This window comes from Micromonospora arborensis (genome assembly GCF_003205615.1).
GTDB classification, from domain to species: Bacteria; Actinomycetota; Actinomycetes; order Mycobacteriales; family Micromonosporaceae; genus Micromonospora; species Micromonospora arborensis.
In genome coordinates, this window is record NZ_PYBV01000013.1 from 113151 (window position 1) to 125127 (window position 11977).

Below are 11977 nucleotides of genomic sequence, written 5' to 3' on the forward strand. Positions count from 1 at the left end.
CATGACCACTACCACTCGTATCGAACGACACCACTACGACGTCGTCGTCATCGGGGCCGGCGGCGCCGGTCTGCGCGCGGCGATCGAGGCCCGGCTGGCCGGCAAGAAGACCGCGATCATCTCCAAGTCGCTCTTCGGCAAGGCGCACACGGTGATGGCCGAGGGCGGCGCGGCCGCCGCGATGGGCAACGTGAACAGCCGGGACAACTGGCAGGTGCACTTCCGCGACACCATGCGCGGCGGCAAGTTCCTCAACAACTTCCGGATGGCCGAGCTGCACGCGAAGGAGTCGCCGCAGCGGATCTGGGAGCTGGAGACGTACGGTGCGCTCTTCGACCGCACCAAGGACGGCAAGATCTCCCAGCGCAACTTCGGCGGTCACGAGTACCCGCGCCTGGCGCACGTGGGCGACCGGACCGGCCTGGAGCTGATCCGCACCCTCCAGCAGAAGATCGTCTCGCTGCAGCAGGAGGACCAGCGGGAGTTCGGCTCGTACGACGCCCGGATCCGGGTCTTCTCCGAGACCACCATCACCGAGCTGCTGCTCGACGGTGACCGGGTCGCCGGCGCGTTCGGCTACTACCGCGAGTCGGGTGAGTTCGTCCTCTTCGAGGCGCCGGCCGTCGTGCTGGCCACCGGCGGCGTCGGTCGCTCCTACAAGGTCACCTCGAACTCGTGGGAGTACACCGGGGACGGGCACGCGTTGGCGCTGCGCGCCGGGGCGACGCTGATCAACATGGAGTTCCTGCAGTTCCACCCGACCGGCATGGTCTGGCCGCCCTCGGTGAAGGGCATCCTGGTCACCGAATCGGTACGCGGCGACGGTGGCGTACTGAAGAACTCCGACGGCAAGCGGTTCATGTTCGACTACGTCCCCGACGTCTTCCGCAAGCAGTACGCGGAGACCGAGGAGGAGGCGGACCGCTGGTACACCGACCCGGACAACAACCGCCGCCCGCCGGAGCTGCTGCCCCGCGACGAGGTGGCCCGCGCGATCAACAGTGAGGTCAAGGCCGGCCGGGGCTCCCCCGCCGGTGGCGTCTTCCTGGACATCGCGAGCCGGCGTTCCGCCGACGAGATCCGCCGACGGTTGCCGTCGATGTACCACCAGTTCAAGGAGCTGGCCGACGTCGACATCACCGCGGAGCCGATGGAGGTCGGGCCGACCTGCCACTACGTGATGGGCGGCGTGGAGGTGGACCCGGACTCGGGTGCCGCCTTCGGCCACGTACGCGGACTGTTCGCCGCCGGCGAGGTCTCCGGTGGTATGCACGGCTCCAACCGGCTGGGCGGCAACTCGCTGTCCGACCTGCTGGTCTTCGGCAAGCGGGCGGGCGGGCACGCGGCCAGCTACGCCGACGGGCTGGCCGCCCGGCCGAAGGTGGCCGTGGACGCGGTCGAGGCTGCGGTGGAGACCGCGCTCGCCCCGCTGCAGCGGGACACCGGCGAGAGCCCGTACACCCTGCAGCAGGACCTCCAGGTGGTCATGGGGGATCTGGTGGGGATCATCCGCCGGGAGGGCGAACTGGCTGACGCGCTCCGGCGGCTCGCCGAGTTGCGCGAGCGGGTGGCCAAGGTCAGCGCGTTCGGCGGTCGGCGCTACAACCCGGGCTGGCACCTGGCGCTGGACCTGCGCAACATGCTGGTGGTCTCGGAGTGCACCGCGAAGGCGGCGCTGGAGCGGCAGGAGTCACGTGGCGGGCACACCCGGGAGGACTATCCGGCGATGGAGCCGAAGTGGCGGCAGGTCAACCTGGTCTGCTCGTTGGACGGTGACACCGTGCAGCTGACCCGCAAGCCGCTGCCGAAGATGCGGCCGGAGCTGATCGGCCTCTTCGACCGGGCCGAGCTGGGCAAGTACCTCACCGACGAGGAGCTCGCTGACTTCGACGCCCTCGTCGCCGACGCTGGAGAGGCGGACAACCGATGAGCGCGAAGCGTCAGTTCCGGATCTGGCGGGGTGACGAGACCGGCGGGGACCTGCAGGACTACATGGTCGAGGTGAACGAGGGCGAGGTCGTCCTCGACGTCATCCATCGCCTGCAGGCCACCGACGCGCCCGACCTGGCCTGCCGCTGGAACTGCAAGGCCGGCAAGTGCGGCTCCTGCTCCATGGAGATCAACGGTAAGCCGCGGTTGGGCTGCATGACCCGGATGTCGACCTTCGGCGACGAGGAGACCGTCACGGTCACCCCGCTGCGTACCTTCCCGGTCATCCGGGACCTGGTCACCGACGTCTCGTTCAACTACGAGAAGGCCCGGGAGACCCCGGCGTTCGCCCCGCCGGCGGACGTGGCTCCGGGTGACTACCGGATGCAGCAGGTCGACGTCGAGCGCTCGCAGGAGTTCCGCAAGTGCATCGAGTGCTTCCTGTGCCAGACGGTCTGCCATGTGATTCGTGATCATGACGAGAACAAGCAGGCGTTCTCCGGCCCGCGATACTTCATCCGCGCGGCCGAGCTGGACATGCACCCGCTGGACAGCCGGACCGACCGCAAGGAGTACGCGCAGGCCGAACAGGGCCTCGGATTCTGCAACATCACCAAGTGCTGCACCGAGGTTTGCCCCGAGCACATCAAGATCACTGATAACGGGATCATCCCCATGAAGGAACGGGTCGTCGACCGCAGGTACGATCCCCTTGTGTGGCTTGGTAGCAAGATCTTCCGTCGGGGCGAGACGCCCCAGACCAGCGTGACCACCGCCCGTCAGGGCTCGGCGACGCCGGGCTCAGCCCGGGGCGGGGTCCACTCGCACGCGGGTGGCTCCCACGACCCGCGGGCTGAGGCGCAGGCGCAGAGCGGCGTCAACTGGCACCGGGAGGTGCCCCACCCGACCGCTCCCTCAGTCGACGACCGGGGCAAGCTGCCGCTGACCGAACTCACCTTCGACCGGGCCGCCGCGCCGTCGCCGTTCGGCGACGACGTGACCTTCCCGCTGCCTCCGGAGCACCTCAACTTCGCGCACCCGGAGCAGGACAACAAGCACTGAGCACCTCAACAACGACGGGGGCCGCGGCAACAGCCGCCGGCCCCCGTCCCATTCCCACCCCCACCCATCCCCACCGCCCCCTCCCCACCCTCCCTCCCCCTTTCTCACCAGTTGATCATGGGGTTATAGCTGCGACGCGCCGGCGAGGGCGGCTATAACCTCATGATCAACGGGGACTGGGGGGTGGGTTAGGTGGTTTTTAGTAGGGGGCGGAGGGCTGCGACTATGGGGGCGTCGGCCGGGAGCCAGGCGACCGAGTCCAGCTCGTCGGCGGCCAGCCAGCGGAGCGCGGAGTGTTCCAGGGCCTGCGGCTGGTCGCCGTGCAGCAGGCGCGCGGCGTACACCTTGAGCACCGAGCGGCCGTGTGCCATCCGTACGTTGCGGCCGACCCGGTCGCCGATCTCCACGCGTACGGCCAACTCCTCGGCGCACTCTCGGATCAGCGCGTCGGTCTCGGCCTCCCCCGGCTCGACCTTCCCGCCGGGAAACTCCCACATCCCCGCCACCTCCGGCGGGGCGGAACGCGCACAGGCCAGCACCCGCCCGTCCCGGATGATCGCCGCACCGACGATCACCTTCAGGTCCCGTCGTTCGGCTTGCCCGTCATCATTCGCCCGTTCGGTCCGCACGGGCGTCCAGGGTGCCAGATCAATCGGCGGTTTGGGTACCGTAGCCGTCCGCTAGGCCAGCAGAACACGGAAGTGTGGGCGTGGACACCCCTTCCGGGCGGCGAGAGACTAGGGGACACCGACAAGACACGGGATGGCGACGATTTGGCCACGAGCCGACAACGGCGCTTGGGGGGTGCGGTGATGCGCGTGCTGTTCAACAGCAGGGCCAAGCACGACTACCTTTCCGACGCGTTGACCTTGCTATCTGGTTGGACGCGCGAAGGTGAGCAGATCCGACGGACGCTCGCGATCGACGATACCCAACACGCCGCCCTGACTGAACGCGTCAAGGTCGTCGCGGACGCGCTGCACCTGCGTCCCGAGATCAGCCGTTCGCCCGACAGCACCCAGATCCGGGTCGGGCACGGCAACGGCGAGCCACTGACCGAGGGTGAGGTCCTGTTGGCCGCCCGCATCGAGGACGCGTACCGGGCGGTCACCGAGTCCTGATACCCGCGTCCGGAGCCACCTCCGCGTCCTGGGGGTACCAGCGCAGCTCCACCGAGTTGCCGTCCGGATCTTCGACGTAGATCGAGGTCGCCGAACCGCGGGCGCCGAACCGCCCGACCGGCCCGGTCAGCACCGTGAAGACCCCGGAGTCGACCGCCCGAGCCCAGTCCAGCGGCGCCACCACCAGGCAGAAGTGGTCGACGTTCGTGCCCTGCCGTTCGCCTCGAACGAGGTCGATGATGCTGTCACGGCTGATCCGCACCGACGGGAACGGGACTGCACCCGCGCGCCACTCGTCGACCCGTACCGGCGCCAACCCGAGCTTTCCGCAGTAGAAGTCCAGGGAGCGCTCCACGTCGGCGACGGTCAGCACCAGATGGTCGAAGCCAGTCACCCGCACCGCGCTCACGCCTCCTCCAGTTCGGCCGCGTCGCGCAGCCAGTCGGTGAACAGGGCCGGATCGATGTCGGCGACGGCGCGCAGCTTCACCACCGCCATCGCTCGGGCAGCGGGCCGGCCAGGCCGGCCAGGTAGTCGTCGATGCTCATCTCGCAGCCTCTCGGTCGAATGGTTGCCGTGCCGCGTTTACGATCCGCGAACGGGGACCGTTGACCAAGACCTGATGCCGCTACGATCGTTGCCCGCAGGTCAACGATGGGGGCATGGTGCTGGAGCGGTACGAGGTCGAGACGTTCCTGACGCTCGCCGAGGAACTGCACTTCGGCCGTACCGCCGAGCGGCTGGGGGTCAGCACCGGCCGGGTCAGTCACGTCGTCAAGAAGCTGGAGCGCCAGGTCGGTGCACCGCTGTTCGCCCGAACCAGTCGGGTCGTCCGGTTCACTCCGATCGGCCGGCAACTCGCCGATGATCTGGCCCCGCTCGTCGCCGGTATGGACGAGGCTTTCCGACGCGCGGTCGACGCCGGCCGGGGCGTCACCGGGACGCTACGGGTGGCGTTCCTCGGCGAGTGGACCGCACCGGTGCTGCTGCGGGCCGTGGCCCTGTTCTCCGAACGGCACCCCGACTGCCAGGTGGAGGTGCACGAGGCACAGTTGTCCAACACTCGTTCCGGGCTTCTCGACGGCTCCACCGACGTGTTGATCGCCTCGTACCCCTTCGACGGGATGTCCACCGGCCCGGCGCTGCTCTGCGAGGGCCGGGCACTGGCGGTGGCCGCGGGTCACCCGCTCACCCGGGAACGGTCCGTGTCGCTGGAGGTGCTCGCCGACCACCCGGTGGTGCAGTACCCGACGGTCACCTCGGTGGAGTTCAAGCGGGACCGCACCCCGGAGCGCACCCCGTCCGGCCGGCCGGTGCCGAAGGGTCCCGCCGGGAACACCTTCTCCGAGATGCTGTCCCTGGTCGCGCTGGGCCGGGGCGTCCTGCCGGTGGGCGAACACACGCGGCGCTACTACCCACGCTCCGACGTGGCCTACGTGCCCATCCACGACGCGCCACCCATCGAACGAGGGCCGGTCTGGCTGCCCAGCAACACCACCACCCGGGTACGCGAGTTCGTCCGCGCCGCCACCGACGCGAACGTCCGATGAGGCACGGCGAGCCGTGCTGACCAGCCACGTCGCGCAGATCTTCGTCGACGACGCGGAGTGGGCGCGTACCCTCGGCGACCTGCGGCGGGCGCTCGTGCCCGGCGGTCGGCTGGCGTTCGACGCCCGCGACCCGGCGGACCGCCGCTGGGAGCGGTGGAACCCGGCGGACTCGCGGCGGCGGATCACGCTGCCGGACGGCGGCGAGTTGCGCAGCTCGGCGACCCTCCGCTTCCGCACGGAGGCCGAGCTGTGCGACTCCCTGACCACGGCGGGCTTCACCGTGGACCGCATCCACGGCGGCTGGCACGGCGAGCCGGTGGGCCGGGGCGACGGTGAGTTCGTGGTGATCGCCCGCGCCGACACGCTGGCACCGGTTTTCTAGCCTTGGACACATGGCGAACATCGCGTATGACCGCAAAGAGCAGGTCCAGCAGATCGAGAGTGGCCTCCTCGACGGTGAGCAGATCATCGCCGTCTACGACGCGGTCGGCACCGGCACCGGGTTCATCGGGCTGACCGACCGCCGCGTGATCATCCAGGACCGCTCGTTCATCGGGAAGCGGTTCGCGATCACCAGCATCCCGTACTCGAAGATCACCAGCGTGAGTGTGGTCAGCAACAAGTCCTGGGGTGGCTCGTTCTTCTCCACCGGGGCGATCGCCATCCACGTTGGCACGCACACCTACGAGGTGGAGTTCCGTGGCGCGCAGAAGAGCCACCACGTGCACAACGTGATCCTGCACCACATCTCCTGACCACCGCGGCCCGGCGAGGCAGATATATGCCTTGCCGGGCCGCGGCCGTCTCTGGTCTGCTCGGTCGACAGCCACGCGAAGGGAGCAGCCACCATGCCCGACACGACGAAGTCCCTCCGATCGAACGTCATCCGACCTGAGGAATCGAGGCTTCGTGAGCAGATCTGCTCCGGCTCCCGTGGCGCGGGAACGCGCCACTGACCCCCTGACCAACCCCGGAGGCCGATGATGTCGGTCTTCGACGATCCCGGCCTCTTCGGCCGGCTGTGGGCCGCCAGCTACGACAGCCCAGGCAGCCCCGACCCCGTGCCAGCGGTGGACTTCCTGGCCGATCTGGCCGAGGGTGGGCCGGTCCTCGAGCTGGCGATCGGCACCGGCCGGGTCGCGCTGCCGCTGGCCGAGCGCGGTCTCGACGTGCACGGTGTCGAGGCGTCCGAGGAGATGCTGGCGCAGATGCGGGCCAAGCCCGGCGGCGACCGGATCCCCGTGGTCGTCGCCGACATGGCGGACGTACCGGTGACGGGTGAGTTCCGGCTCGCGTACCTGGTCTTCAACACACTGTTCAACCTGGTGGACGCCGAGCGGCAGGCGGACTGTTTCCGCAACGTCGCCCGGGTGCTGTCGCCGGGCGGGGCGTTCGTCATCGAGACGTTCGTGCCGGACCCGCGCGCCTTCGACCGCCATGAGCAGGTGCAGGTCTGGGGCGTCACCGAGGATTCCGCGACGATAAGACTGCATCGGTACGACCGACCGGCGCAGTCCTTCATCCGGCAGACCATCACCTTCGACGCCGACGGTGTGCACCTGAAGCCGTTCGCCATGCGGTACGCCTGGCCACACCAGATCGACGAGATGGCGCAGCAGGCGGGGCTCCGGCTCACCGAGCGGTACGCGGACTGGCACCGGCAGCCGTTCACCGCGGAAAGCCCGTCGCACATCTCCGTCTACCGGGCGGAGTAACGACGGGTTGGTCGACTCCGGTTCCGGGAATCGGGGATGTCGAGGTCTCCTTGACGCCCCGACTTCAAGGAACCGGAGTCGATCACCAGGGGCTTTCCGCCCAGGGCTGATTCTGCTGTTGGCAGTCTTTGTTGATCCGCGGGGCCAGCGCCGGGTCAACTGGCCAAATGATAGCCCGTTTTCCCCGCAGCTCGCCGTACTGGCCGGTGGTCAGTCACCCGCAGCTTCGGCGCGTCCTACCTGGGCTCGCCGTGTCCGCGTTGGGCGACGGCATGGCGGTGGTCGCGGTGATCTGGCTCGCCAGCGACCTCGCCCCGCCCGGTCAGCGCGAGACCTGGACCGCGCTGGCCATGGCCACGTACACCGTGCCGAGCGCGGTCGGGACTGTCGTCTTCGGCCGGCTGCTACGTGGACGCGGCGGCGCCCAACTCGCCGGGTGGGACGCGATCCTGCGGGCGTGCGCGCTCGCGGCGATCCCGCTCGCCCACCTCGCGGGCGTGCTCACCCTCGGGCTGTACGTGGTCCTGCTGGCCGCGTCGGCCCTGCTGCACTCGTGGGGCTCGGCCGGACGGTTCACCCTGATCGCCGAACTGCTGCCGCAGCGACACCACCTGCCCGCGAACGCGGTGCTCGGCACCATCGCCGGGTTCGCCACGATCGTCGGCCCACCACTGGCGGGCATCCTGATCGGTTGGGCGGGACCGGTGTGGGTCATCGCCATCGACGCCGCCACCTTCGCCGCGCTGGCCCTCACGTACCGCCTCGCCCTTCCCACCAGCGACGAGGCCCCGCGGGCCGAGCGCGGCGCTTCGCGGACCGCCGGCCTCGCGGTCATCCGCCGCAACCCCGCCCTGCTGGGCCTCCTGGTGTTGAGCCTCGGGTTCTTCTTCCTCTTCGGACCGGTGTACGTGGCCATGCCGTTCCACATCAAAGACGACCTGCACGCCTCGGCGACGCTGCTCGGCATCTTCTACGCCGCCTTCGGCGTCGGCGGTCTCGTCGGCGGCCTGGTCGCCGGTTACCTCCGCCGCTGGCCGCTGCGGGTCACCACCATCGGCATCGTCGTCGGGTTCGGGATCGCCATGCTGCCTCTCGGCCTGGGTGCGCCGCTCGTCGTGTCGTTGCCGGCCTTCGCCCTGGCGGGACTGATCTGGGCGCCGTACATGTCCACGTCGATGGCGCTGTTCCAGCGCAGCACGTCGACCGAGCAACTGCCGGCGGTGCTCGCCGCGAACGGCGCCGTCCTCGTGCTGGCGGTGCCCCTGGGCACCATGCTGGGCGGGCCACTCGTGCGTGCCGTGGGCGCGCGCCCGACGATGCTGCTCTGCGCCGTGGCGATCGTGGCACTCGGCCTGGTCGCCGGAGGGCTCGCGATCTCCCGGTGGAGCGCGCGAACCCCCGGCGGGCCGACCGGCACCGAGGTCAGTGCCCGTCGCTGATCTGCACGTCGTCCGGTGCCGGCTGGCCGTGGCCGGTCTCGACGAACGCCTTGAGACTCAGCAGGAAGGTTGCCCACTTGGTGCTGCACTGGTGCATCAGCTCGGTCGGCTCGCGCCAGCCCTCGTGTGAGAACTGGACGATCGTGAACTCGCCGCGTCTGTCGAGACGCCAGCCGATCTCGGTGCCGATCCATTCCGTCGGGCCGTCGGTGACCCGCCACCGCACCCGGCCGGCCGGGTCCAGCTCAAGGATCTCCAGGTCGAACCCGGGGTCGTCGCCGAACCGGACGGCCAACCGGCCGCCGACCTCGCTCTTGCCTGTCGTGTCGACCGACCACCAGCCGGCAACGCCCTCGGGAGATGCCACCGCCTGGTAGACGTCGTCGAGCGGGGCGACGACGCCGACCCGGTGCAGGATGTCGACCATTGTCATTCTCCTTCGTCGTGGTGGCGGTTGCGCTCGATCGCCTCGGCGATCCGCTTGATCCGGCGGAGCCGGTCGTCCCAGGTGGAGCCCACCGCCGACAACTGGGCGACGGCGCGGGCGAGTTGCGCCTCGTCGACCTGGTAGTGACGCTCGCGACCGGCCGACTCGGCGTGGATCAGCCCGACCCGGCCCAGGACGGCCAGGTGCTTCGAGACGGCCTGCCGGGTGACAGGTAGCCGCCGGCTCAACGACGTCGCGGTGCCCGGCCCGTCGGAGAGCAGAAGATCGATCATCGTACGACGGGTGGGGTCACCGATCGCCGACCACAGCTCGTCGTCGACAGTGGTGCTCACGGCGTGGCGACCAGCCGTGCGACGTACCCGCCCAGCCTGGGCAGGTAGTGGTCCCAACCGTTCTCGTGGAACTGGTACTGCGCCTCCAGGACGGCGATCTCCCAGCCCATCTGGCGGAACCCGGTCTCGGTCATCCGGATCTGGGTGCCCGTGCCGCTCGGGGTCAGGTCGAAGGTGACCAGCAGCGCCGGTCCACTCCGCTCCGGCTCGGTGAAGCACCACCGGAAGGAGAATCGCTTTGGCGGGTCGACCTCGACGACGGCGAGCGCGACGGTCGTCGTCTCGCCGGTGTCGGCGTTGCGCCACACCAGTTCGCCGGGTGCGCCCGCGACCGGTTCGAACCGCGCGTCGTCGGGCCACCACTCCCGCATGTGCTCGGGCTGACTGACCACCTCGAAGACCACTTCGGGTGACGCGTCGACGTGGATGTCGCGCTCGATGGTTCCCTGTTCCATGCGCCCCAACCTTTCGCAACCTTTGGTTGCACCCAACCCACGACAGCTCTCCGTTCTCGCGCAACCTTTCGTTGCATGTCGCGGTCTGGTCGTACCCGGGGCGCACAATGCCGTGCATGTCTGAGCCATCGCCGCACCGGCACCACGCCATCGACTACGTCGAGTTCACGGTGACCAACCTCGCCGAGGCCAAGCGCTTCTATGCCGACGCGTTCGGCTGGCAGTTCAACGACTACGGCCCCGGGTACGCGGGCATCCGCAGCCCGCACGACTCCGGCCCCGAGGTCGGCGGCCTCCGCCTGGACCAGGCCGTCCAGCCAGGCGGCCCGCTGGTGCTGCTCTACTCAGTCGACCTGGACCGGTCCGTGCAGGCCGTGAAGGAGGCCGGCGGCCAGGTGGTGAAGGGGCCGTACGAGTTTCCCGGTGGCCGCCGGTTCCACTTCACCGACCCCAGCGGCAACGAGCTGGGCGCCTGGGCCGAGCGGTAACCGTGCCCGGGTCCCGCACGCCGGTCACCCGACTCTGAGGTCACTGGCGAGGTGGGTGATCGTCGTCGGCGCGTCCGGGTCGCGGGCCACCTGTGCGACCACCTCCCGGGCCACCGGTCGCTGCCGCACCTCCGCGGGCGCGATGCTGTCGGCCCGCACCAGGACCCGTGCCGCGTTGGCGGGGTCGTCGACCAACAGGTAGGCGCGGGCCGCGTCGAGCAGGTGCGCGGCGCGGTGTTCGGCGGGCAACCACCGCCAGCCGTCCCGCCCGGTCGCCGCCTCGTGCAACGCCACCGCGTCGCGCCCGCTGCCCAGGTCGACAGCCGCGGCGACCCGGGCCAGCTCGACTGCCGTCGGCCCGAAAGCGGTCCGGTGGTGGTCGCACCCGTCGCCCACCCGAGCGGCCATCTCGGCCGCCTCGTCCAGCAGCCCGACGGCGGCCCGGTCGTCGCCGGAGCGTGCCGCCATCAACGCCGCCTGGATCAACAGCGACCCACACAGCGACAGCTTCTGCGGCGCGCCCTCCGCACAATCATCAGGAGCGATCCGGTACGCGGCGGCCAGCAGCACCGACCGCGCCCGCCTCGACGCCCGCAGCACCTGGCCGAGCTGCACCGCCGCGGCGGCCACCAACACCCGGTCACCGGTCGCGGCGGCCATCGCCCGATCGGCGGCCAACCAACCAAGGCTCGCCTCGCCGAGCTTCACCAGCACCGACGCCGTCACCCGGTACGCCTCCACCAACACCGCCCGGCCAGCCGCCGGATCCTGGGCATGCGCGCGCTGAACATCGACCAACAGCCTCGGCAACAGGTCGACCACCTGCGGATACCGCGCATGCTGAAAGGTGGTCCAGGCATGCCCCACCTGCCGCGCAAGACGATCAGCCGGCAGAACCTCACGGCCCGCCGCCGAAGGGCCAAGCGCCATCGCGTACGTCGACAGCGCCGCCCGGATCCGCGCGACACCCTCGGCCCGCCCGGTCGCGTCGACCGGTTGGGCGTCCCGCCCGAGCAGCGCTGCGGCATCGACCCGCAGGACTGCGGCGATGTCCCGGATCGTCGAGACCCGCTCCAACGACCGAACCCCGCGCTCCACCTTGTCGACCCAGCTCTTCGACTTTCCGAGCCGGTCAGCGAAGGTCTGCTGCGACAGCCTCCGCCGGACACGCAGGTAGGCGACCCGCCGCCCGATCGGCAGGTGGTCACCGGTCACGGCTCCACCGCCTGTCCGGCACCACCCGAGTTGTCTCCTCGACCGGTATCCGTTCGGCCTCGGCCTGGGCGAGCAGGCGCTCCTTCGCCGCCTCCCGCTCGGCCGCCTCCGCCTGCTCACCCTGGCTGGACCCTGGATCACGCCGCGTACCGCCCACCTGCACCCCCTCACTCCGGGGCGCGGCGGGGTGTGGTCCCCAAGGAGCACGACCGCCGCGCCAGAC

At 70.1% G+C, this 11977-nt stretch carries 16 protein-coding genes; 9 read left to right on the top strand and 7 right to left on the bottom strand.

Annotation, left to right across the window (positions count from 1 at the left end; genetic code table 11):
• Position 1 precedes the first annotated feature (1 nt).
• Together C7C45_RS11085 and C7C45_RS11090 are read left to right on the top strand one after the other, a co-directional pair.
• Positions 2-1930: a fumarate reductase/succinate dehydrogenase flavoprotein subunit gene (locus tag C7C45_RS11085; RefSeq protein WP_110563539.1), complete on the top strand. Its 1929-nt coding sequence runs from the start codon at positions 2-4 to the stop codon at positions 1928-1930.
• Positions 1927-2991, top strand: coding sequence for a succinate dehydrogenase/fumarate reductase iron-sulfur subunit (locus C7C45_RS11090; protein WP_110563540.1), 1065 nt, complete (start codon positions 1927-1929; stop codon positions 2989-2991). Before C7C45_RS11085 ends, C7C45_RS11090 begins: the two co-directional genes overlap by 4 nt.
• Positions 2992-3179: 188 nt before the next feature.
• Here the strand turns inward: C7C45_RS11090 and C7C45_RS11095 are convergent, their stop codons facing one another.
• Positions 3180-3620 carry a (deoxy)nucleoside triphosphate pyrophosphohydrolase gene (locus C7C45_RS11095; RefSeq protein ID WP_110563541.1) on the bottom strand — a complete coding sequence of 147 codons (441 nt, stop codon included), beginning with the start codon at positions 3618-3620 and terminating at the stop codon, positions 3180-3182.
• A gap of 183 nt (positions 3621-3803) precedes the next feature.
• Here C7C45_RS11095 and C7C45_RS11100 point away from each other — a divergent pair, with 183 nt between their 5' ends.
• A complete protein-coding gene (locus C7C45_RS11100; protein WP_110563542.1) occupies positions 3804-4112 on the top strand; it encodes a 4a-hydroxytetrahydrobiopterin dehydratase in 309 nt (102 codons plus the stop codon).
• Here the strand turns inward: C7C45_RS11100 and C7C45_RS11105 are convergent.
• Positions 4099-4521: a VOC family protein gene (locus C7C45_RS11105; RefSeq protein WP_110563543.1), complete on the bottom strand. Its 423-nt coding sequence runs from the start codon at positions 4519-4521 to the stop codon at positions 4099-4101. The genes C7C45_RS11100 and C7C45_RS11105 overlap by 14 nt on opposite strands.
• Positions 4522-4777: 256 nt before the next feature.
• Here C7C45_RS11105 and C7C45_RS11115 point away from each other — a divergent pair, with 256 nt between their 5' ends.
• The 5 genes from C7C45_RS11115 to C7C45_RS11135 all read left to right on the top strand — a co-directional run bounded on the left by C7C45_RS11115 (position 4778) and on the right by C7C45_RS11135 (position 8816).
• Positions 4778-5662: a LysR family transcriptional regulator gene (locus tag C7C45_RS11115; protein WP_110563606.1), complete on the top strand. Its 885-nt coding sequence runs from the start codon at positions 4778-4780 to the stop codon at positions 5660-5662.
• Between the two features lie 13 nt (positions 5663-5675).
• Entirely contained in the window at positions 5676-6044 is a 369-nt protein-coding gene (locus tag C7C45_RS11120; protein WP_110563544.1) for a hypothetical protein, read from the top strand.
• Between the two features lie 10 nt (positions 6045-6054).
• A complete protein-coding gene (locus C7C45_RS11125; RefSeq protein ID WP_110563545.1) occupies positions 6055-6417 on the top strand; it encodes a PH domain-containing protein in 363 nt (120 codons plus the stop codon).
• Positions 6418-6645: 228 nt separating this feature from the next.
• A complete protein-coding gene (locus C7C45_RS11130) occupies positions 6646-7377 on the top strand; it encodes a class I SAM-dependent DNA methyltransferase (protein WP_110563607.1) in 732 nt (243 codons plus the stop codon).
• 167 nt (positions 7378-7544) lie between these two features.
• Positions 7545-8816 carry an MFS transporter gene (locus tag C7C45_RS11135; protein ID WP_110563546.1) on the top strand — a complete coding sequence of 424 codons (1272 nt, stop codon included), beginning with the start codon at positions 7545-7547 and terminating at the stop codon, positions 8814-8816.
• Here C7C45_RS11135 and C7C45_RS11140 read toward each other — a convergent pair.
• The 3 genes from C7C45_RS11140 to C7C45_RS11150 are packed head-to-tail and all read right to left on the bottom strand — an operon-like array spanning position 8800 to position 10051.
• Positions 8800-9243 carry an SRPBCC family protein gene (locus C7C45_RS11140; protein ID WP_110563547.1) on the bottom strand — a complete coding sequence of 148 codons (444 nt, stop codon included), beginning with the start codon at positions 9241-9243 and terminating at the stop codon, positions 8800-8802. The two genes, C7C45_RS11135 and C7C45_RS11140, sit on opposite strands and share 17 nt — an antisense overlap.
• Before the next feature lie 2 nt (positions 9244-9245).
• A complete protein-coding gene (locus tag C7C45_RS11145; RefSeq protein WP_110563548.1) occupies positions 9246-9596 on the bottom strand; it encodes an ArsR/SmtB family transcription factor in 351 nt (116 codons plus the stop codon).
• Entirely contained in the window at positions 9593-10051 is a 459-nt protein-coding gene (locus C7C45_RS11150; RefSeq protein WP_110563549.1) for an SRPBCC domain-containing protein, read from the bottom strand. The genes C7C45_RS11145 and C7C45_RS11150 overlap by 4 nt, the downstream gene beginning before the upstream one ends.
• Before the next feature lie 116 nt (positions 10052-10167).
• On the opposite strand from C7C45_RS11150, the gene C7C45_RS11155 reads away from it, so the two are divergent.
• Positions 10168-10539: a VOC family protein gene (locus tag C7C45_RS11155; RefSeq protein WP_110563550.1), complete on the top strand. Its 372-nt coding sequence runs from the start codon at positions 10168-10170 to the stop codon at positions 10537-10539.
• A gap of 24 nt (positions 10540-10563) precedes the next feature.
• Here the strand turns inward: C7C45_RS11155 and C7C45_RS11160 are convergent, their stop codons facing one another.
• Together C7C45_RS11160 and C7C45_RS34010 are read right to left on the bottom strand one after the other, a co-directional pair.
• Complete coding sequence (locus C7C45_RS11160) at positions 10564-11754, bottom strand: helix-turn-helix domain-containing protein (protein ID WP_244200330.1); 1191 nt, start codon at positions 11752-11754, stop codon at positions 10564-10566.
• Positions 11744-11911 carry a hypothetical protein gene (locus C7C45_RS34010; protein ID WP_167454699.1) on the bottom strand — a complete coding sequence of 56 codons (168 nt, stop codon included), beginning with the start codon at positions 11909-11911 and terminating at the stop codon, positions 11744-11746. Before C7C45_RS34010 ends, C7C45_RS11160 begins: the two co-directional genes overlap by 11 nt.
• Between the last annotated feature and the right edge of the window lie 66 nt (positions 11912-11977).